This window comes from Streptomyces sp. f51, assembly GCF_037940415.1.
GTDB lineage: Bacteria > Actinomycetota > Actinomycetes > Streptomycetales > Streptomycetaceae > Streptomyces.
This window is the reverse complement of record NZ_CP149798.1, coordinates 4,726,403-4,745,944: the sequence shown is the minus strand read 5'-3', so window position 1 is coordinate 4,745,944 and position 19,542 is coordinate 4,726,403. Positions and strand designations below refer to the sequence as shown.

Genomic DNA, 19,542 nt, shown 5'->3' with positions numbered 1-19,542 from the left:
CACCACCCTTTGACCAGGTGGTACAGCCGGGGTCAGATCTGCCCGTCCTCCAGCATTTCGGTCACGAGTGCCGCGATCTGGGACCTCTCGGAACGATTCAGCGTGACGTGCGCGAAGAGCGGATGGCCCTTCAACTTCTCTACGACGGCGACCACTCCGTCGTATCGCCCGACGCGCAGATTGTCCCTTTGTGCCACGTCATGGGTCAGAACGACCCGTGAATTGGCCCCGATACGGGACAGAACGGTCAACAGGACGTTCCGTTCCAGGGACTGGGCCTCGTCCACGATCACGAACGCGTCGTGGAGGGAGCGGCCGCGGATGTGCGTGAGCGGCAGGACCTCCAGCATGCCGCGCGCGGTGACCTCCTCGATGACATCGCGGCTGGTGACCGCCGAGAGCGTGTCGAAGACCGCCTGGGCCCAGGGGCTCATCTTCTCGGACTCGGAGCCGGGCAGATAGCCGAGCTCCTGCCCGCCCACCGCGTACAGCGGCCGGAAGACCATCACCTTCTGGTGCTGACGGCGTTCCAGGACGGCTTCCAGGCCCGCGCACAGCGCGAGCGCGGACTTGCCGGTGCCGGCCCGGCCGCCCATCGACACGATCCCGATGTCCGGGTCGAGCAGCAGATCCAGCGCGATGCGCTGCTCCGCGCTGCGGCCCTTGAGCCCGAACGCCTCACGGTCGCCGCGCACGAGCCGGACGTCGCCGTCGGCGGTGACACGGCCGAGGGCCTTGCCGCGCTCCGACTGGATCGTCAGCCCCGTGTGCACGGGCAGGTCGGCCGCTTCGGGGACATGGACACGCCCCTCCTCGAAGAGGACGTCCACCTGTTCACCGGCCAGGTTCAGTTCGGACATCCCGGTCCAGCCGGAGGAGCCCGTGATGGCGAGCTCCGCGCGGTACTCCTCGGCGAGGAGACCCACGGAGGACGCCTTGATCCTGAGCGGCAGGTCCTTCGAGACGACGGTGACGTCGTACCCCTCGGCCTGGAGGTTGCGGGCGACCGCGAGGATGCGGGAGTCGTTGTCCCCCAGGCGGTACCCGCTGGGCAGGACGCTGGGGTCCGAGTGATTGAGCTCGACGCGTACCGTCCCGCCGAGGTCCCCGACCGGGATCGGGGAGTCGAGGCGGCCGTGCCGGACCCGGAACTCGTCGAGCAGGCGCAGCGCCTGCCGGGCGAAGTAACCGAGTTCGGGATGGTGCCGCTTGGCCTCGAGCTCCGTGACCACGACGATCGGAAGCACGACTTCGTGCTCGTCGAAGCGGCTCAGGGCATTCGGGTCGGCCAGCAGGACGCTGGTGTCGAGAACATAGGTGCGCCGGTCTGGCGTGCGGCGCTTTGTGCTGGTCACCACGGAAGGACGTACCCCCTCGGATGAGGTCGGGGAGCGACGAAGGAGATCTGGACCGGTTCGCGGCACCGATGCACGGGCCGAAAACCGGCCCTCCGCTTCGTCCGTGCTGACCGCACGATCGGGCTGGTGCAAAGGGCCTCCCGGGCGGACGGCCCCGTGCCGTCCGCTGAGATACGACACCCGTGGTTCGGGCATCGACCTGCAAGGCTTATGCCCTCGAACGAGCCAAGCCATGCCAGGGCATATGACGGCGCGTTCGTTAACTCCCGATGACGTACGTCCCTCCAGGGCGCCCCCGGTGACGAGGGGCACCCCGGTATTCAGCCTCCGTAACGGCGGTGTCGCGCCGCGTAGTCGCGCAGGGCGCGCAGGAAGTCGACCTTGCGGAAGGCGGGCCAGAAGACTTCGCAGAAGTAGTACTCGGAGTGGGCGGTCTGCCAGAGCATGAATCCGGACAGCCGCTGCTCGCCGCTGGTGCGGATCACGAGGTCGGGATCGGGCTGGGCCCCGGTGTAGAGGTGCTTGCCGATGAGGTCGACGTCGACGCGGTCCGCGAGGTCCTCCATCGAGGTCCCCTTGTCCGCGGCGTCGAGGATCATCGCGCGCACGGCGTCGGCGATCTCCTGGCGGCCGCCGTAGCCGATGGCGACGTTGACGACTATCCCCTCGACATGGGCGGTGGCCTCCTCGGCCTCCTTGAGGGCCGACTGCATCGGGGAGGGCAGGATGTCCCGCGTCCCGACGTGGTGCACCCGCCAGCGGCCGTCGGCCGCCAGGGTGCGCACGACGCCCTCGATGATGCCGAGGAGCGGACCGAGCTCCTCCTGCGGGCGGTCGAAGTTGTCGGTGGACAGCAGCCACAGGGTGACGACCTCGACATCGGTCTCGGAGCACCAGCCGAGGAATTCCCCGATCTTGTCCGCTCCGGCCCGGTGTCCCTGGGCGGTGGTGGAGCCGGCGGCCTTCGCCCAGCGGCGGTTGCCGTCCATGATGACCCCGATGTGCTTGGGCACCTGGTCGTGGTCGAGGTGGCCTTCCACCCTGCGTGCATAGAACCTGACCAGCAGACGGCGCAGGTTGTCGCGCAAGGTCACGTGTTGTCAGCCCCTCCGTGCGGATCGGACAGCCGCGCCCGAGCACAGTCCCTGTCCATATGGCGGTCCCCCGGGGCGAAGCCTACCCCTGCGAAACGCGGGGGCTGCCGAGGGCCCTGTGCACCCTGGCATAGGTTCGTCCCCATGAACGACCCCACTCTGTACCGGGCCGCAACGGAGCGGTACGACTCGATGGAATACCGGCGTACGGGCCGCAGCGGCCTCAAACTGCCCGCGGTCTCGCTCGGCCTGTGGCACAACTTCGGCGACGACCGCTCGCTGGAGTCCCAGCGCGCGATCCTGCGCCGCGCCTTCGATCTCGGTGTCACCCACTTCGACCTCGCCAACAACTACGGACCGCCGCCCGGCTCGGCGGAGCTCAACTTCGGCAGGCTACTGAGGGAGGACTTCGCCCCCTACCGGGACGAACTGGTCATCTCGACCAAGGCCGGCTACCTCATGCACCCCGGCCCCTACGGCGAGTGGGGCTCCCGCAAGTATCTGCTGTCCTCGCTGGACGCCTCGCTGCGGCGGATGGGCACGGATTACGTCGACATCTTCTATTCTCACCGCTTCGACCCGGACACCCCGTTGGAGGAGACGATGGGCGCGCTCGCGTCCGCCGTCCAGCAGGGCAAGGCACTGTACGTCGGCGTCTCCTCGTACAGCAGCGAGCAGACGGCGGAGGCGGCCCGGATCCTGACCGGCATGGGCGTCCGTCCGCTCATCCACCAGCCCTCGTACTCGATGCTCAACCGCTGGACCGAGGACGACGGCCTGCTCGACACGCTGGAGGCGGCCGGGATGGGCTGCATCTCCTTCGCTCCGCTCGCGCAGGGCCTGCTGACCGGCAAGTACCTCCAGGGCGTCCCGGAGGGCTCGCGCGCCACCCAGGGCAAGTCGCTGGACCCGGGCCTGCTGAGCGATGACGTCGTACGCCGGCTGAACGGGCTGAACTCCATCGCGGCCCGGCGCGGCCAGTCGCTCGCCCAGCTCGCGCTCACCTGGGTGCTGCGCGACCAGCGGATGACCTCCGCCCTCATCGGCGCGTCCAGCGTGCGTCAGCTGGAGGAGAACCTGGAGGTGCTGGCGGCCCCCGGACTCACGGACGAGGAGCTGAAGGAGATCGACACGTTCGCGGTGTCGACCGAGGGCACGAACATCTGGGCCCAGCGGCACTGAGTCACCGGAACCCCGGGCCGCGCGGGACGGTCCGTCCGGGGGGGCGCACGGGGGCGCCTGCCGGACGGGCCGTCGCGGGCACAAAAAACGGGCCGGTCCGTGGGGGGGAGACGGACCGGCCCGAGGGGGGGTTTCCACCATAACCCTTCGTAAGTGATGCTGCGTGCATCCGCGTGCCACAACTACTCTCCGGAGTCGCCCGGCAACGCCATGACGAGCATGGAACCATCGATTCCGGGTGTGATCATGGCCGAATCACGGCTGATTCAAAGGGATTCGCGGAGGATCGGCAGAGATCCAATGGGTCTGTGTGCGTTCTGGGGACGTGGGACCTGCTTGTCCACACATACTCCGGGCGGGTGACCGGCGTGGCGTCCCCGCGCTTGACCGCTCCGCTAACTTCGCACGCATGGCCACCTTCACGACGGACACGACGGAGGGGGCGTCCGAGCCGGTGCCCCTGGAGCTCGCCACCACGGCGCGGGCCCGGCGGCGGGGGCTGCTCGGGCGCCGGGGGATCCAGGGCGCGCTGCTGCTGGCACCGGCGAACTCGGTGCACACGCTGGGGATGCGGTTCGCGATCGACGTCGCCTATCTGGACAGGTCGTCGCGGGTCCTGGCGGTACGCACGATGCGCCCGGGCCGGCTGGGGCTGCCACGACCCCGGGCCCGGCAGGTCCTGGAGGCCGAGGCCGGGTCGATGGAGCGGTGGGGCGTGCGGCGCGGCACGCGGATCACCGTCCGGCACGCCTGACGCCATGTCACCGGGCAGGGCAGCACCGCGCAGCCCCCTCCTCTGCGCGGTGCCACACGCGCAGCTTTGCTGACGCGAATTACCTTGGCCTGAACTTACGTGAGCCTGACATCGCTGGCGACAGCCGCCGGATAACGATGTGGAAACCCCGTGCGGATCTTCCGCACGCGACGTGCCCCAAGGGGCGCTCCTCGGCCGGTGATCCGGACGGACACCTCGCGCCGAGCGCCCGCCATTGGGAGGTTTTCGGTCAATCTGCTCCGGCCGGCCCGGACTACGGCCGGAGGGCTTGCGGCTCGGGGGCCCAGGGACTGGAGCTCCGATCGCCACCTCCCGGGAGGTCCGGGGGCCCGGGGAATCGAGGGACGGACGAGCCGACGGCCCGTGAGCCGGCGGGCCGGGTACCGGGCGCCGTGGGTCGCGAGGGTCCGGGTCCTAGGGCGCCGTGGTGTCGCGCTCGTAGCGCAGGAGGGCCACGCCGTTGCCGAAGGTCCGCGACTCGACGAGGCGGAGGTCGGTGGGCGCCTGGGCCTCGGGGAACAGCGGCTTGCCGGCCCCGATGAGGACGGGGTGCACGTACAGCCTGATCTCGTCGACGAGGCCCAGCCGCAGGAACTCCGCGGCGAGATCGGCGCCGCTGAGCGCGAGGTCCCCGCCCTCCTGGTCCTTGAGCGCCCGGATCTCCTCGGGCACGACCTCCCGTACGACCGTGGTGTGCCCGGTGCCGCGCTCCAGCGTCCGGGAGAACACCACCTTGGGGATGTTGCGCCAGATCCCGGCGAACTCGGCCATCTCCGGGCTGATGTCCGGGTCCTTGTCGGCCGTGGGCCAGTAGGCGGCCATCAGCTCGTAGGTCACCCGTCCGGACATCAGGGCGCCGAAGCCTCTGACCAGGTCGTTGAAGTGCTGGTGCAGTTCGGCGTCGACCCGGTGCCAGTCGATCTCGCGGTTCGGGCCCTCGATGAATCCGTCGAGGGACACCGACGACATCAACACGATCTTCCTCATGGCTGACTCCATCGACCTCGTGCGCGACCCGTTCGTCGGGGGCATGCTGCCAGGAGGCAGGGCCCTGGAGAAGATGACGCGCGCGTCAGGCGCTGTTCCCGCCGGCGGCGCCCCTGGGAAAGGTCACCTCCACCCGGCGGTTCTTGCGGCGGCCCTGTTCCGAGGTGTTGTCGGCGATCGGGTAGTCCTCGCTGTAGCCCCGCACCTCGAAGGTGATGTCCGCCTCCGCGGAGCCGAGCGCGGCGGCCAGCAGGTCGTGCACCTGCTCCGCGCGCTTCTTGGAGAGGGTCAGGCCGTGCGCGTACGAGCCGAGGTTGTCGGTGAACCCGAAGACGCGGACGGTGGTGGCGTGCTGGGCCTTGATCTCGTCCGCGATCGCCTGGATACGGGACTGGGAGTCCGGGTTGAGCGTCGAGCTGTCCTTGGGGAAGAGGACTTCCGCCTGGAGCGCGAAGGTGACGTCCGCGTTGGTGTCCTCACGGCGTTCCTCGCCGCCCAGGTCCTCCACGACCGACTTGATGTCCAGCACCTTGGCGGGCGCGAGGGTCGCTCCGTCGGCGAGCTTGAGCCCGGGGCTGTTGGCGTCGACCTCGGGGGGCGGGGAGGTGGTGACGCTGCCGGGCGGGGCACTGGGGTCCCCGCCGTCCGCGTGCGCGGGGCCCGGGAGGCCGAGGGTGATCAGCACGGCGAGGGCCGTGAACGTGGTCGCGGCAGCGCGGGGCGGGAGGGCCATGGCTCAGCCCTCGGAGATCTCGATGGAGGCGGGTGGCATGGAGCCGACCTGGAAGTCGACGGCATTCGTTCCGGCGGGGGGTGCGGGGAACTGGGCGAACCAGTCGGCCGACTTGCCGGCGTCCACACCGCCTCCGTCGAACTTGGTGCACAGGCAGCGCCCCTGGGTGTCCCGCAGGACCAGGTACTTCTTCTTGCCCTTGCTGTCGGTCAGCGAGGCTCCGGCCATGGAGGCGCCGTTCCTGCTCAACTCACGCTCGTCGCCACGCCAGTTCGCGGCGACCCAGAACTGGCCGCCGCCGTTGGTCACCGTCCCGCTGACGGTCACGAATCCGCCTTGGTCCCGCACCGCCGAGGTGATCGTGAGGGTCACGTCGTCACCCTTGACCTCGGCCAGTACCTGGTCCTGACTCGCCGTCGGCGACGCCTGCTTCCCGTCGTCGCCACCCCCCTTGGTCGCCTGAGGGGATGACGGGACCGCCTTCGGCTTGTCGCCTCCGGCTCCCCCGCCGCACCCGGACACCGTGAGGAGCAAGCCCATGCTGATCGCCACCGTGGCCATGACCCTGCGGCCCTTCATGGTGTGCCGGAGATCCATCGGTACGGCTTCCTCTCACTCGGCCAGATGCACTGAGAACAGCACGGACGCGTCGGGAAGGTCGTCCGAATGGAAATGTTCGGGATCGATGTCCACACTGTGCCCGGCGCAATCCAGCCGGACGGGCTTCTTGGGGTCCGCGTCGGCGGCGAACGTGCAGCGCGGCTCGATAACCGCGGTCGCCTGGGCCGTGGCATGGCGGCTCTCCGTGCCCGGGATGATCGAGGCGCCGACCGTGTACCTGGTCTGGATCGCCACGTGATAGCCGGGGAAGCCGTTCACGACGGTGGGCTGGGCCCCGCCCTGCACCGTCGAGTCGTTCTCCGCGGCCAGCCGGTCGGCGGCGGCGGACGCGCCCGCGCCCTGGAACTTGTCGCCGCCGAGCCAGTCCAGCCAGTGGTCGTCCGTGCCGACGGCTCCGGACAGCCCCTTCATGAGCTCGTCGCGGGAGTCCTGCGCGGCCGCCAACGCGGCAGCGTCCGCCGCGGATTGAGCTCCATTGCGGGCGGACGCTGCTTGGGCGAAGACGAAGAAGGCGAACGCGGCGAAGAGCAGAATCCCCGTCAGCCAGATATAGATGGGGAGGGTCTGCCCCCGGTCGCCGCGGACCGATCGGATCAGCCGCCGGTGACCTGGGTGACCGCGTTCCTGATCGCGCCGGAGATCATTCCGTCCAGGCCGATCTGGTCGATCAACGTGAAGATCCCCGCGATGATGATCATCAACCCCGCGTACTCCACGAACCCCGCCCCCGCGTCCCGGTGGGCGCCCCGCGTGCGGGAGATCACCGTTCGGGTCCATGTGGTGAACCTGTTCATCAGGACTGCCCTCCCTGCCGAGGCCACTAACGACCCGAGCACCGTACGTGAGAAGTCGCCTACCGCGAGTGGGCCCAGGGGCCCAACTTCGCTGGTGATGAGCCCGGGGCGGAGTCATCGGCTCCACCCCTCGCGCGTCGTGCCCAGCCAGTGGGCGATCGCTTCACTGCGCGAGGAACTGTGCAGCTTCGCGAAGATGCGATTGATGTGATTCTTGACCGTCTTCTCCGCGATGAAGCAGGTGGCGGCGATCTGGCGGTTGTTCATGCCGGCCGCGATGAGGTCCATCACCTCCACCTCCCTAGAGCTCAGGCCGAACGCGGACTGATGGACGGTATGGCGGTGAAGTCCCGCCGCCGGTAAGGGCCGAGCCCCCGAAGACTGTGCCACAGCCGGTTGCAGATGCGAAGAGAACGAGGGGGGTTGGTACGAAACTCCGAGTGAATCCGGGACAGTCGGGCGTCCGTGGCGTACGTCCCGTACGGCGGCGATGAGTTCGGCCGCCGTGAACGCGCCATGGACGAGATAGCCGGACGCGCCCCTGCGCAGCGCCTCCGCCACGACCTCGGGTTCGCTGCTGTACGTCAGCATCATCACGGGGGCGATCGCGCACAGTTGGGGCAGTGCGGTGAGGCCGTCCGTGCCGGGCATCCGCACGTCCAGGAGCACGACGTCCGGGGTGAGGAGGGCGGCTCGGTCCACCGCCTCCGCTCCGTCGCTCGCGGTCGCGACGACCGCGATGTCGGGGTGCGCGTCCAGCAGCGCGGTCAGCCCGGCCCGTACGACCGGATTGTCGTCGGCCACCAGAACACGCAGGGACGGGCCGGAAAGTGCCTGGTCAGGCATGTGCGGCCTCCTCTTGGGAAGTGGGGGGAACGGACAGGGCGGCCGTCGTGAGCGGGAGGGTCAGCCGGACCTCGGTCCCCCCTGCGGGCGACCGGTCCAGGGCGATGAGGCCACCGGCGCACGCGGCGCGTTCCGTCATGCCGAGCAGGCCGAAATGGCCGGATCTCGTCCAGGCGGCGAGCGTCGCGGGGGTCGTGGGCACGGGCAGACCCGTGCCGTCGTCCCGTACGAGCAACGTGAACCGGCTTTGCGCCAGGTCGAGTTCGATCGTCACCGTGCGCGCCTCGGCGTGACGGTGGGCGTTCTCCAGGGCCTCGGCCACGATCGCGAGGACGTGGTGGGCGGCGGTGCTGGGCAGGACCGGGTGCGCGCCCCGGTGCCGTACCGCCGTGGCCACACCGGTACGGGCCGCGAAGTCGGCGGCCATGGCGTCGAGTTCGGGGCGGAGGTCGATGTCGGGGTCGGTGAGGTCGGTGTGCCGCCGCAGGTCCGACAGGAGGGTGCGGGACTCGGCGGCGGCCAGGCGCGCGGCGTCCGCGACCACGGCCGCCTGCCGTTTGAGCGCCCGCGGGTCCCCGTCGTCCGCGGAGGCGGCGAGGGCCTCCGCGGCCAGCGCCAGGCCGTACAGCGTCTTGGCCACCGAGTCGTGCATCTCGCGTGCCAGGCGGGCCCGTTCGGACTCCACGGCCTCCGCGACGGCGAGCCTGCTGGTCGCCTCGGCCAGCGCCTGTCCCGCCGTGCCGAAGCGGAACAGCAGATTGCGCAGGGTCACTCCGATGATGCCGGCGCCGACGCAGAACCCGGCGATGAGCAGGGTGCTGGAGCCCGCTCCCGGCCGGTGTTCCCAGGCCCTGAACACCGTGAGCAGCACGACGAGCTGGAACCCGGTGAAGACCCCGGCGCCGCGCCAGCCGTACAGCAGGCCGGACAGGAGCGGGGTGCAGACCGTGGCGTAGGCGAGGGGGGAGGCCGGGGAGGCGGTCAGGAGCAGGACCGCGCCGAAGGAGAGGTCCAGGCCCATCAGCGTCGGGTGGGCGAGGAGGCGGGGACCGAAGCGGTCCCAGTCGCGGAGCATCGCGTACGAGCCCATGACCCCGAGGACGGCCGCGGCCAGGACCGCCCAGCGCAGGAGGCCGCCGGTGGCGTTGGTCATCGCGAAGGGGGCGCCGACCACGATGGCCGCCAGGCGGACGGCGAAGGCCTGCCGGCACAGGGCCTGGAGGGCGTTGAGCTGGAGGCGGATGCCGCCGGGCGCGGGCTCGTCGTCCGCGAGGTAGCCGGTGCCCCGGTCGCGGCCGCGCGCGAGCCGGAGGAGCCGGTTCGCGCGGCTCCGGGCGAGCCGGAGGGTCCGGCGCGGGAGCTCGCGGACCGCGTGACCCCGGCCGCCGGGAAGCCCGTTCATCAGCGCCCCAGGATCGAGCCGAAGTTGGTGCCCGAGCCCAGGAACATGCCCGTCGCGATGAGGATCATCGTCGCCGGGAGCATGAACACCAGCGTGACCATCGTGGCCTTGGGGATGGTCTTGGCGGCGCGGCGGCGGGCGTTCTGCGCGTCCGTACGGCGCATGTCGGTGGCCAGCTGGATGAGGGTCTCGGCGATGGGTGAGCCGAGCTCCTCGCCCTGCTGGAGCGCCGAGACGAACTGGGCCACCTGCTCGGACGAGTTGCGTCTGCGCAGTTCGTCGAAGGCCTGGCGGCGGCTGACGCCCATGTCCATCTGGCGCAGGGTGATGCGCAGTTCGTCCGCCCAGGGCCCCTCGTACTTCTCCGCCACGCGGTCCAGGGCCTGCCGGAAGCCGAGGCCCGCGGAGACGACGACGGCGAGGACGTCGAGGAAGTCGGGCAGGGTGCGGTCGATGACCTCCTTGCGCTCCCGGACGGCCTGCCAGATGAGGGCGTCCGCCGCGACCAGCCCGAAGGCGAACGTGAGGACGGCGAAGAGGAGCTGGCCGTTGGAGAGGAACACCAGGCCGAGGACGACGCCGAAGACCCCGTACACCGCGCGGCGGGCCGCGTAACGGTTCAGGGTCAGACCGCCGGGGTTGCCCGCCATGTCGATGCGCCGGCGTTTGGCGTCCACGCGCCGGGGGCCCATCAGACGCAGGACGGTCGGCGCGAAGCGCATGCCGAGACGGTCGACGGCCGAGTCCGCCACCGAGACACGGGAGCCGCCGACCTCCAGGGCGAGCTGGAGGTCGCTGGGGAGTTTGACCTCGGAGCGGATCATCCGGACGCCGAGGAGGACGCCCGCGACGGCCGCTCCCATCAGGACGGCGAGCAGCAGCGGCAGCATGGTGGCCCTCCCTCACACTTCGATCTTGCCGAGGCGACGGATGACGAAGAAGCCCACGGTGTAGAGCCCGAGGGCGAGCAGCACGAGGCCCTGCCCGAGCGGGGAGCCGGTGACACGGGCGAGCGCTCCCTCGTTCGAGGAGTTGATCAGCACGAGCGAGCCGATGCCGAGGAAGGGGACCGTGAAGGCGGTCGCGTTGACCTCGGAGAGCATGGTGCGGACCTCGCGGCGGGTCTCCTTGCGGTCTTCCAGGGTCTGGGTGAGGTTGCGCAGGGAGCTGACGACGGAGCCGCCCGCCTTGTTGGCGAGGACGAGGGTGGTGACGAGGACGATCAGCTCGCGCGAGGGCAGCCGTTCGGAGAGTTCCCCGAGGGCGTCGTCGATCGTGCGGCCCAGCATCAACTGGTCGGCCACATGGGCAAGTTCCTCGCCCGCCGGGGCCTCCAGCTCCTCCGCGGCCATGGCGAGGGCCGTGCGCAGGGCGAGACCCGCGGCCGTGGCGTTCGCCAGCAGGCGTGCCACGTCGGGGAGTTGGTTGATGAACGCCTCGATGCGTTTCTGGCGCTGCCAGTTGAGGAAGACGGCCGCGCTCCATCCGCCGAGGATCGCGGCGATCGGGCCGAAGAAGGGGGCCAGGGTCGAGGCCGCGATCAGCCACAGGGCGACGATCACGGCGGTGACGTAGGTGAAGAACTCGCCCGCCGTGAGGTCGAGCCCCGTGGCCGTCAGGCGCAGATGGATCGTGCGGCCGAGGCGGGTGCGGCGCAGTCTGCGGTCGACGCCCGCGAAGCGGCGGGTCCGGCCGCCTTCCGTGTGCGGGCGGCCGCCGCCGGAGAGCCGTTCGTAGAGCTCCCGTCGCTGGGCGCGGCCCGAGGCGTAGATGTGCACGCCCGCGACGGCGAGCGTGCCGCCGAGGAGCGTCCCGCCGAGGGCGAGGAGCGCGGGGTCGTTCATGGCTGCCTCCCTTCGGAGGTGAGCGGGGCGGGGGTGGACGGGGCGGGGGGGGACGGGGCGAGGGTGGACGGGGCTGGGGTGGGAGGCACGGGGGTGCGAGGCACCGGGGTGGGCCTCACGCGGGCGGGACGCGTGGGCGCGGCGGGCTCGGAGGCGGGGTGATCGACGGCGGGGGATCCCGCGGTCGCGGGTTTCGCGGCAGGGGGCGTCATCCGATGGCCTGCCTCGTGTTGAGCGCGTCGATGGCCTCGGCGACGCCGAAGGCGGGCGGGAGCGGCTCGTTGGCGACGTACAGCTTCTCCGCGACGGAACGCGGCAGCGGCAGGTGCTCGAAGTGGCCTCGCACCACGCGGTCGGCGCCGACCGGGCGGGGCACGAAGCGGGTGACCGGGGTGACGCGGAACTGTTCGCGGCCGTGCGAGACGAGCAGCGCGACCTCCGTGACCTTGCGGGAGCCGTCGGCGTGCCGGGACAGCTGGACGACGACGTCGACGGCCGAGTTGATCTGGTCCTTGAGCGCCTCGAAGGGGATCTGGACCTCGGACATCGAGCCGAGGGTCTGGAGGCGCATGAGGGCGTCCTCGGCGGAGTTGGCGTGGACGGTGGCGAGCGAGCCGTCGTGGCCCGTCGACATGGCCTGGAGCATGTCGAGGGTCTCGCCGCCGCGGACCTCGCCGACGATGATGCGGTCGGGGCGCATGCGCAGGGAGTTGCGGACCAGGTCGCGGATGGTGATCTGGCCCTTGCCCTCCACGTTCGGGGGGCGCGATTCGAGGCGGATGACGTGCTCCTGCTGGAGCTGGAGTTCGGCGGAGTCCTCGATGGTGATGATGCGCTCGTGGGAGGGGATCAGTCCGGAGAGCGCGTTGAGCAGGGTGGTCTTGCCACTGCCGGTGCCGCCGCTGACGATGACGTTGAAGCGGGCCCGCACGAAGGCCGCGAGCAGCATGAGCGTCTGTTCGTCGAGGGAGCCGAGGCCGATGAGCTCCGGGAGGGTGTACGCCCGGGGGAAGCGGCGGATGGTGAGGGTGGGGCCGGTCAGGGCGAGCGGCGGGATGATGACGTTGACGCGCTCGCCGGTGGGCAGACGGGCGTCGACCATCGGGTTGGACTCGTCGACGCGGCGGTTGACCGTCGAGACGATGCGCTCGATGGTCTGCATGAGCTGCTCGTTGGACGCGAAGCGCAGCGGCAGCTGTTCGACGCGGCCCGCCCGCTCGACGAAGATCGAGTCCGGGCCGTTGACCATGATCTCGGTGATGGACGCGTCGGCCAGGAGCGGTTCGAGGACGCCGAGTCCGAGTGCCTCGTCGACGACCCTGCGGATCAGCTGGGAGCGTTCGGCGGTGGAGAGGACCGGGCCCTCGCGGCTGATGATGTGGCCGAGGACGCGTTCGAGACGGACCCGGCGTTCGGCGGCCGCCAGGCTGGACATCTCGGCGAGGTCGATCTCCTCCAGGAGTTTGGCGCGGTAGACGGCGACGAGGTGTCCGTCCTCACGGGCGGGTCCGCCCTCGTCGGGGGCGGCGATGCGGGATCGCAGGCTCATGGTGTCGGCTCCTCCCGGTCAGTCGTCGGTGGGCATGGTGGCGTGGCGGGTGACGTCGTAGCCGCCGAAGAGGGGGATGACGCCGGGGACGTGGACCTGGACCGTCGCGGTGGTGGTCTCGGCTCCCCTGTCGGGGGTGACCCGCGGGTCGAGCCATCCGCTGACCGCGGCGCGTCCGGCGGCCCCGCCGTCACCGCCCTGCGAGGCGACCCGCGCGGCGGCGCGCGCCGCGGTACCGGCCTGGTTGACGCCGTACCCGATGAGCCCGAGCTGGACGGCGGCCAGCCCGACGAGCAGCAGGATCGGCAGGAACCCCACGAACTCCAGGATGGAGACACCCCGGTCGTCCAGGGGCCGGCGCGCGGGCTCGGGAGCGGACGCCGGTGCGGCCGCCGGCGCGCGGTGGGTCGGGGGCGTGCCGGTGCATCCGTCCGCCGCCGCTGGATCGGACGTCGGCGCGGTGTGCGGCGTCGCCCGATCCGGACGTGAGCGACGGACAGACGACGTACCGGCACGCCCCCTTCCGCCGGGTGCCGTCCGCGGGTGCGTCTTCATCGGTCGTCCCCCTCCAGCGCCGCGCCCGCCTTGCCCCGTACGCGGAAGCCCGCGTCGAAGCCCGGGAAGAACAGCGGGACGTCGACCTGGACGGTGGCCGTCATGACCTGGCCGTCGGGCCCGCAGGCGATGTCCGCGCCCTTCCAGGAGCCCGGCAGATGCTTGCCCCCGGCGGCGGCGCAGGCGCCCGGTACGTCGCCGTGGACGGCGTAGGCCGCGGTGGCGGCCCGTGCCGCCTCGTCCGCCGCGTTCCCGGCCAGCGAGTACGAGTAGCCGTAGAGCACGCACTGCCACAGGATCGTCATGACGACCAGCAGCAGCGGGAACATCCCGGCGAATTCGAGGGTGACCGCCCCCCGGTCGCCGCCCCGGCCGCGCAGCGAGAGTGCGCCCCGGTCCGGGACGGAGGCCTTGCGGCGTCTGCCGCCGCCCCCGCCCTCCTGGGGGACCACGAGACCGAGGTCGCCGGCGAGGGCCCACAGCGCCTGCTTGACGGTCGAGCGGGCGTCCAGGTCCTGGAGCCGGCCCGCGTCGACGACCGACTGGAGTTCCTTGAACGCGGCGGGGATCGCGGTGCGGGCCACCCGGGTGCCGGTGACGCGTTCGACGAGGGACGGCTGGATCTCCGTACCGCGGGCGAAGCGGTTCACGACCGTCGTGGTCTCCTCCGCCTTGCGGATCTGGAGGCGGTCCCACATCCGGACCATGCGTTTGGCGGCGCGTACGGCGATGACGTCGGGGGTGACCAGGAGCAGGGCCTGGTCGGCCATCTCGACGACCGCGGCCGTGGCGGAGTTCATCTGGGATCCGCAGTCGACGACCACGACGTCGTGACGTGAGCGCAGTGCCCCGAGGACCTGGCGGGCGACCCGGTCGGTGACCTCCTCGCCGCGCTCACCCTCGCCGGGGGCCAGCAGCAGGGCGACACCGCTGTCGTGGGTGTAGACGGCGTCCTGGAGCACGCGCGGGCTGATGTCGGTGATGGCCGCCAGGTCGGCCACCGACCGGCGGAACTGCACGTCGAGGTACGAGGCCACGTCGCCGGACTGGAGGTCCAGGTCGAGCAGGGCCACGGTGCGGCCCGAGGCCTTCGCGGCGAGGGCGAGCTGGACCGCCGTGACGGTCGCGCCGACCCCGCCCTTCGCACCGGTCACGGTGACGACGGTGCCGCCGGGGCCCGTATACAGCTCCGGCGCCCCGCTGTGCAGATGGCGGCGCATTCCTGCGGACCAGGCGGCGGCCGCCTGGACGCGTTCGGCGAGGGCGTCGTAGCCGAGCGGGAGGCCGATGATCCCGCGGGCGCCGGAGTCCATGGCGGCGGTGAGGACGCCGGTGCTGGTGTCGGCGGTGATGAGGACGACGCCGACGGCGGGGAAGCGCATCACGAGGTCGCGGATCAGGTCCAACGCCGGTACGGGGCCGATGCGTTCGTGCACCAGGACGACTTCGGGCAGCTCGTCCAGCGAGTCGGCGGCCAGCCGGGCGAGGGTGTCGAGGAGCGCGGTCGAGTCGGGTACGGGCGGGGCGGGTTCGGTGTCGGCGAGCTGGCTCAGCAGGGTGGTGAGCGCGCGGGCCGAGTCGATGTCCCCGACGGCGGGAAGGATACGGATGGTCATCGGCGAAGCTCCTCGCTGGCGTACCGCGTTCCGGTCCCGGTGGGCATGGACCTCATGCGCGGCCTCCTACTTGTCCTCGTCGAGGGTGTACGTACGGTCGCCGGGCGCCACGATCGTGTCGGAGCCGCCGGCGACCAGGGCGAGCCGGACGTGCTCGGCGAACGACTCGGCGTAGGCGACGCGTTGGGCGTCGGCGGTACCGAGCGCGAAGGTGATCGGGACGGCCTGGGCGGCACTGTTGCGCCGGTCGGCGCTGGACTGGTCGGGTTCGAGGGCGGTGAGCTTGCCGACGTCGATGACGCGGGCGTTCTCGACGATCACCTTGGACTGGTCCCGGCCCTTGTCGTTCTGCGCCTTGAAGGTGGCGTAGATGTTGACCCGCGACCCGGGGTCGATCTTGCCGGCGACCCCGGTCGACGCGTCGATCATGATGGCTATCTCCTGCTGCCCGGGGGCGAGCTGCGGCTTGTCCACGATCATGTCGGCCTGGAGCAGGGAGCCCTTCTCCAGCCGGGTGACGGCGATCTTCCCGCGGATCCGCGCGAGGTCGGTGACCGCGGTGGACGACAGCCACCGCTCGGGCATCGAGATCTTCTCGAACTGGTCGGCCGACAGCTCCTTGTAGGGCGCGATGTCGCTCTTGAGGCGGTACGCCGTGACCTCCGGGCCGACCTTGGAGTTCACGTCGCGGATCACCGAGAGGACTCCGGCGAAGGCGCCGAGGGCGCACAGGACCGAGAGGGCCAGCAGGATGACGCCGCGGCGCTGGCGCGAGTTCACTGAATCTCACCTCGTGGGGCGGTACCGGGGACTGGACCGGGCTGTCGTTCCTGGGTGGGGCGGTGGTGCCTGGGTGGCGCGGTGGTGCCTGGGCGGGACGGTGGTGCCTGGGCGGGACGGTGGTGCCTGGGCGGGACGGTGGTGCCTGGGCGGGACGGTGGTGCCTGGGTGGGGCGGCGGGGCCCAGGGGCCTAGGTGGCGCCCCGGGGAAGGGCGCGTACCGGAGAGGCTGCCCGGACGGGGGCGGCCGGATGCTCCTCGGCGGAGGGCGGGGACAGCGGGGCGGCGCAGAACCCGCAGCGGTCACCGATGAGTTCGAGGCCGCACCAGCGGCACGCGTCGCGCCGGACGGAGGAGACGAGCTGGTAGAGGACCGAGACGTCGTACAGTCCGGCGGCGAACTCGACCAGTTTGCCGGTCCCCCACCAGCGGACCGATTCCCCGGGCAGCGGGACGGTCGCGGTGCCCTGGACCTGCCAGGCGGGCGCGAGGGTGGAGGTGACCCAGTCGGACGGCGGCTGGCCCGCGGCCCAGAGCAGCCGGGTCCCGAACTCCGGTCCGGGCAGCTCCTCCTGGCCGATCCGGATCAACTCGGCCCGGGGGTTGGCGAGTACGGCGAACTGGGCGCCCGGGACCCAGGACTTGGCGTGCGACTTCAAAGAGACCGGGACCCGGTCCAGCTTGGCCACGGAGCCGAGCAGGGCGCCCGCGTAGATGTAGTGGGCGAGCAGCCGGGCCGCGGAGGCGAGCACGCCGGGGCTGAAGTCGCAGACCGAGAGCTGGCGCAACTGCTGGGCCAGCAGGGCGATTCCGAGCGGTGGCAGGTCGATGCCGAGCAGCGCGATGCGGTCGCTCTCCAGGACGGAGCGGACGGTGTGCAGCCGCTGGGTGACCGCGTTCCCGGTTCCGGCCGGGTACAGGGAGATGACGTACCCGTGCTGTTCGATGAGCGCGTGCATCCCGGTGAGGGAGTCCTCCAGGGTGCCGAGCGGCTGGACGACCGCCGGCGGGGTCTGCCGGTCGTGCGGCGGGAGCACCAGATCGGGACTGGTGACGGCTATCGCGGTCGGCACGGCACACACCCCGTTCACTGCGGCAGGGTGGTCAACCACCGCCTCAGATCGCCCCTTTGTCGCCACAGAGCGCTCACGGACGTTCCCATACGGCCGCGGATCGCCACTGTGACGCCCTCTTGCATCAGCACCATATCCACGGCATGGCCCGCTCAACACAGAATCACCGAGATCATCTCACCGAAGGTGCGGGCGTGATCAACGGAGAGTAAGCCGCCTCAAAACAACTGGGCCCTCCCATAAGGGTGTTGAGAATGCCGCGGGGCTTGACAACCCGATTGGTCTGGACCAACTTGTATCCACCGGCGGTGGCCACCGTTCCGTTCCCCCTCCCCTCCCCCACTTCTCCCTGGAGGACCCAGTGGACCGCGTCATCCGTATGCCCGGACGGAGATGGGCGGGAGCCCTCGCCGCCGCCCTCACCGCCTCGGTGCTCACCCTCACGGGGCTGGCCGGCCAGGCCCAGGCCGCCGACGTCAACAACGTCAAGAACGGCGGCTTCGAGTCCGGCCTGAGCAACTGGACCTGTTCGGCGGGCAGCGGCACGACCGTGTCCTCCCCGGTCCACAGCGGCGCGGCCGCCCTGAAGGCCACCCCCGCGGGCCAGGACTTCGCCCAGTGCTCGCAGTCCGTCGCGGTCAAGCCCAACTCGACCTACACGCTGAGCGCCTGGGTCCAGGGGTCCTACACCTACATCGGGGCGAGCGGCACGGGGACCACCGACGTCTCGACCTGGACGCCCAACACCACCTGGACGCAGCTCTCGACCACCTTCACCACCGGCGCCTCGACGACGTCGGTGACGGTCTGGACGCACGGCTGGTACGGACAGCCCGCCTACCTCGCGGACGACGTCTCGGTGTTCGGGCCCGACGGCGGCGGTGGCGGCGACCCGGCCCCCACGGTCCCGGCGACCCCCGCGGGCCTCGCCGTGTCCTCCACGACCTCCTCGTCCGTCTCGCTCGCCTGGAACACGGTGTCGGGCGCGACCGGCTACAACGTGTACCAGGGCGGTTCGAAGGTCCAGGCGGTGACCGGGACCTCCGCGACGATCTCGGGGCTCACCGCCTCCACGGCGTACTCGTTCCAGGTGAGCGCGACCAACTCGGCCGGTGAGTCGGCGAAGTCGTCGGCCGTCACCGGGACGACGACCGCGTCCGGTGGCGGAGGGGGCGGCGGTACCGTTCCGGCGCACGCCGTGACGGGCTACTGGCAGAACTTCAACAACGGTGCCACCGTGCAGACCATCGCCGCCGTGCCGTCGCAGTACGACATCATCGCCGTCGCCTTCGCCGACGCCACGGGCACGCCGGGCGCCGTGAGCTTCACGCTCGACTCGGCCGGCCTCGGCGGCTACACCGTCGACCAGTTCAAGGCCGACATCAAGGCCAAGCAGGCCGCGGGCAAGAAGGTCGTCATCTCCATCGGCGGCCAGAACGGCACCATCTCGGTGAGCGACTCCGCCTCGGCCACGAACTTCGCCAACTCCGTCTACTCCCTGATGCAGACGTACGGCTTCAACGGCGTCGACATCGACCTGGAGAACGGCCTCAACGCGACCTACATGTCCCAGGCGCTGCGGTCCCTGTCCGCGAAGGCGGGCTCGTCCCTGGTCATCACCATGGCCCCGCAGACCATCGACATGCAGTCCACGTCGAACTCGTACTTCCAGACGGCGCTGAACGTCAAGGACATCCTCACCGTCGTCAACATGCAGTACTACAACAGCGGTTCGATGCTCGGCTGCGACGGCAAGGTCTACTCGCAGGGCTCGGTCGACTTCCTGACGGCACTGGCCTGCATCCAGCTCCAGGGCGGCCTCGACCCGTCCCAGGTCGGCCTCGGCCTGCCCGCCTCCACCAGCGGCGCGGGCAGCGGCTACGTCTCCCCGACCATCGTGAACAACGCCCTCGACTGTCTGACCAAGCTCACCAACTGCGGTTCGTTCAAGCCGTCCAAGGCCTACCCGGCGCTGCGCGGCGCGATGACCTGGTCGACGAACTGGGACGCCTCGTCGGGCAACGCCTGGTCGAACGCGGTCGGACCGCACGTGCACGCCCTGTAGTCCCCCCCGCCTCCTTCCCCTTCCCCGGCGGTGCCCCTCGGGCCCCGCTCGCCGCAGCCGCGGCGGGCGGGGCCGTCGCCGTTGCCCAGGGCCGGCAGGGGGCGTGTCCGGTGCCGCTCGGCGCGGCTGATTCCCGCCGACGCCCTTTGTCGTCTCTTGACCTGCTCATGCCATGACCCTCACCATGAGCGCCACACCGCACCAGACACGTCACCTTGAGCCACTCCCCAGCTCCGCTCCCCCACAATTCCGGAGATCCCGGGATTAC

Annotated in this window: 19 protein-coding genes; 3 read left to right on the top strand and 16 right to left on the bottom strand. The window is 70.9% G+C overall.

Translation table 11 applies throughout. The features are described from left to right. Positions 1–32: 32 nt before the first annotated feature. Positions 33–1,358, bottom strand: a complete 1,326-nt coding sequence (locus WJM95_RS20805) for a PhoH family protein (protein WP_339131195.1) — start codon at positions 1,356–1,358, stop codon at positions 33–35. Between the two features lie 320 nt (positions 1,359–1,678). Next, a complete protein-coding gene (locus WJM95_RS20800) occupies positions 1,679–2,452 on the bottom strand; it encodes an isoprenyl transferase (RefSeq protein WP_339131194.1) in 774 nt (257 codons plus the stop codon). 144 nt (positions 2,453–2,596) lie between these two features. Here WJM95_RS20800 and mgrA point away from each other — a divergent pair, with 144 nt between their 5' ends. Further along, complete coding sequence (mgrA, locus tag WJM95_RS20795) at positions 2,597–3,634, top strand: L-glyceraldehyde 3-phosphate reductase (RefSeq protein WP_339131193.1); 1,038 nt, start codon at positions 2,597–2,599, stop codon at positions 3,632–3,634. Between the two features lie 409 nt (positions 3,635–4,043). Further along, positions 4,044–4,388 carry a DUF192 domain-containing protein gene (locus WJM95_RS20790; protein WP_339131192.1) on the top strand — a complete coding sequence of 115 codons (345 nt, stop codon included), beginning with the start codon at positions 4,044–4,046 and terminating at the stop codon, positions 4,386–4,388. A 435-nt stretch (positions 4,389–4,823) separates the two neighbouring features. Here WJM95_RS20790 and WJM95_RS20785 read toward each other — a convergent pair whose 3' ends face one another. The 14 genes from WJM95_RS20785 to WJM95_RS20720 all read right to left on the bottom strand — a co-directional run bounded on the left by WJM95_RS20785 (position 4,824) and on the right by WJM95_RS20720 (position 17,209). Beyond that, complete coding sequence (locus WJM95_RS20785; RefSeq protein ID WP_339131191.1) at positions 4,824–5,396, bottom strand: dihydrofolate reductase family protein; 573 nt, start codon at positions 5,394–5,396, stop codon at positions 4,824–4,826. A gap of 85 nt (positions 5,397–5,481) precedes the next feature. Further along, positions 5,482–6,129: an OmpA family protein gene (locus WJM95_RS20780; protein ID WP_339131190.1), complete on the bottom strand. Its 648-nt coding sequence runs from the start codon at positions 6,127–6,129 to the stop codon at positions 5,482–5,484. Positions 6,130–6,132: 3 nt separating this feature from the next. Continuing rightward, entirely contained in the window at positions 6,133–6,726 is a 594-nt protein-coding gene (locus tag WJM95_RS20775) for a hypothetical protein (RefSeq protein ID WP_339131189.1), read from the bottom strand. Positions 6,727–6,741: 15 nt separating this feature from the next. Beyond that, on the bottom strand, positions 6,742–7,344 hold the full coding sequence (locus WJM95_RS20770; protein WP_339135727.1) for a pilus assembly protein TadG-related protein: 603 nt from the start codon (positions 7,342–7,344) through the stop codon (positions 6,742–6,744). Beyond that, on the bottom strand, positions 7,344–7,544 hold the full coding sequence (locus tag WJM95_RS20765) for a hypothetical protein (RefSeq protein ID WP_339131188.1): 201 nt from the start codon (positions 7,542–7,544) through the stop codon (positions 7,344–7,346). Before WJM95_RS20765 ends, WJM95_RS20770 begins: the two co-directional genes overlap by 1 nt. 114 nt (positions 7,545–7,658) lie before the next feature. After that, the gene (locus WJM95_RS20760; protein WP_339131187.1) at positions 7,659–8,390 is read right to left on the bottom strand and encodes a response regulator transcription factor; all 732 of its coding nucleotides are present in this window, start codon (positions 8,388–8,390) and stop codon (positions 7,659–7,661) included. Beyond that, positions 8,383–9,792, bottom strand: a complete 1,410-nt coding sequence (locus WJM95_RS20755; RefSeq protein ID WP_339131186.1) for a histidine kinase — start codon at positions 9,790–9,792, stop codon at positions 8,383–8,385. The genes WJM95_RS20760 and WJM95_RS20755 overlap by 8 nt, the downstream gene beginning before the upstream one ends. Further along, positions 9,792–10,682: a DUF5936 domain-containing protein gene (locus WJM95_RS20750; protein WP_339131185.1), complete on the bottom strand. Its 891-nt coding sequence runs from the start codon at positions 10,680–10,682 to the stop codon at positions 9,792–9,794. The genes WJM95_RS20755 and WJM95_RS20750 overlap by 1 nt, the downstream gene beginning before the upstream one ends. Positions 10,683–10,694: 12 nt before the next feature. Beyond that, positions 10,695–11,636, bottom strand: coding sequence for a type II secretion system F family protein (locus tag WJM95_RS20745; protein WP_339131184.1), 942 nt, complete (start codon positions 11,634–11,636; stop codon positions 10,695–10,697). Positions 11,637–11,844: 208 nt separating this feature from the next. Beyond that, positions 11,845–13,185, bottom strand: a complete 1,341-nt coding sequence (locus WJM95_RS20740; RefSeq protein WP_339131183.1) for a CpaF family protein — start codon at positions 13,183–13,185, stop codon at positions 11,845–11,847. 18 nt (positions 13,186–13,203) lie between these two features. Further along, on the bottom strand, positions 13,204–13,536 hold the full coding sequence (locus tag WJM95_RS20735; RefSeq protein WP_339135725.1) for a TadE/TadG family type IV pilus assembly protein: 333 nt from the start codon (positions 13,534–13,536) through the stop codon (positions 13,204–13,206). 200 nt (positions 13,537–13,736) lie between these two features. Continuing rightward, complete coding sequence (locus WJM95_RS20730; protein WP_339131182.1) at positions 13,737–15,356, bottom strand: AAA family ATPase; 1,620 nt, start codon at positions 15,354–15,356, stop codon at positions 13,737–13,739. A 66-nt stretch (positions 15,357–15,422) separates the two neighbouring features. Next, entirely contained in the window at positions 15,423–16,136 is a 714-nt protein-coding gene (gene cpaB / locus WJM95_RS20725) for a Flp pilus assembly protein CpaB (protein WP_339131181.1), read from the bottom strand. Positions 16,137–16,327: 191 nt separating this feature from the next. Then, positions 16,328–17,209, bottom strand: coding sequence for a hypothetical protein (locus WJM95_RS20720; protein ID WP_339131180.1), 882 nt, complete (start codon positions 17,207–17,209; stop codon positions 16,328–16,330). Positions 17,210–17,588: 379 nt separating this feature from the next. Here WJM95_RS20720 and WJM95_RS20715 point away from each other — a divergent pair, with 379 nt between their 5' ends. Beyond that, entirely contained in the window at positions 17,589–19,274 is a 1,686-nt protein-coding gene (locus tag WJM95_RS20715; RefSeq protein WP_339131179.1) for a glycoside hydrolase family 18 protein, read from the top strand. The last annotated feature ends 268 nt before the right edge of the window (positions 19,275–19,542 follow it).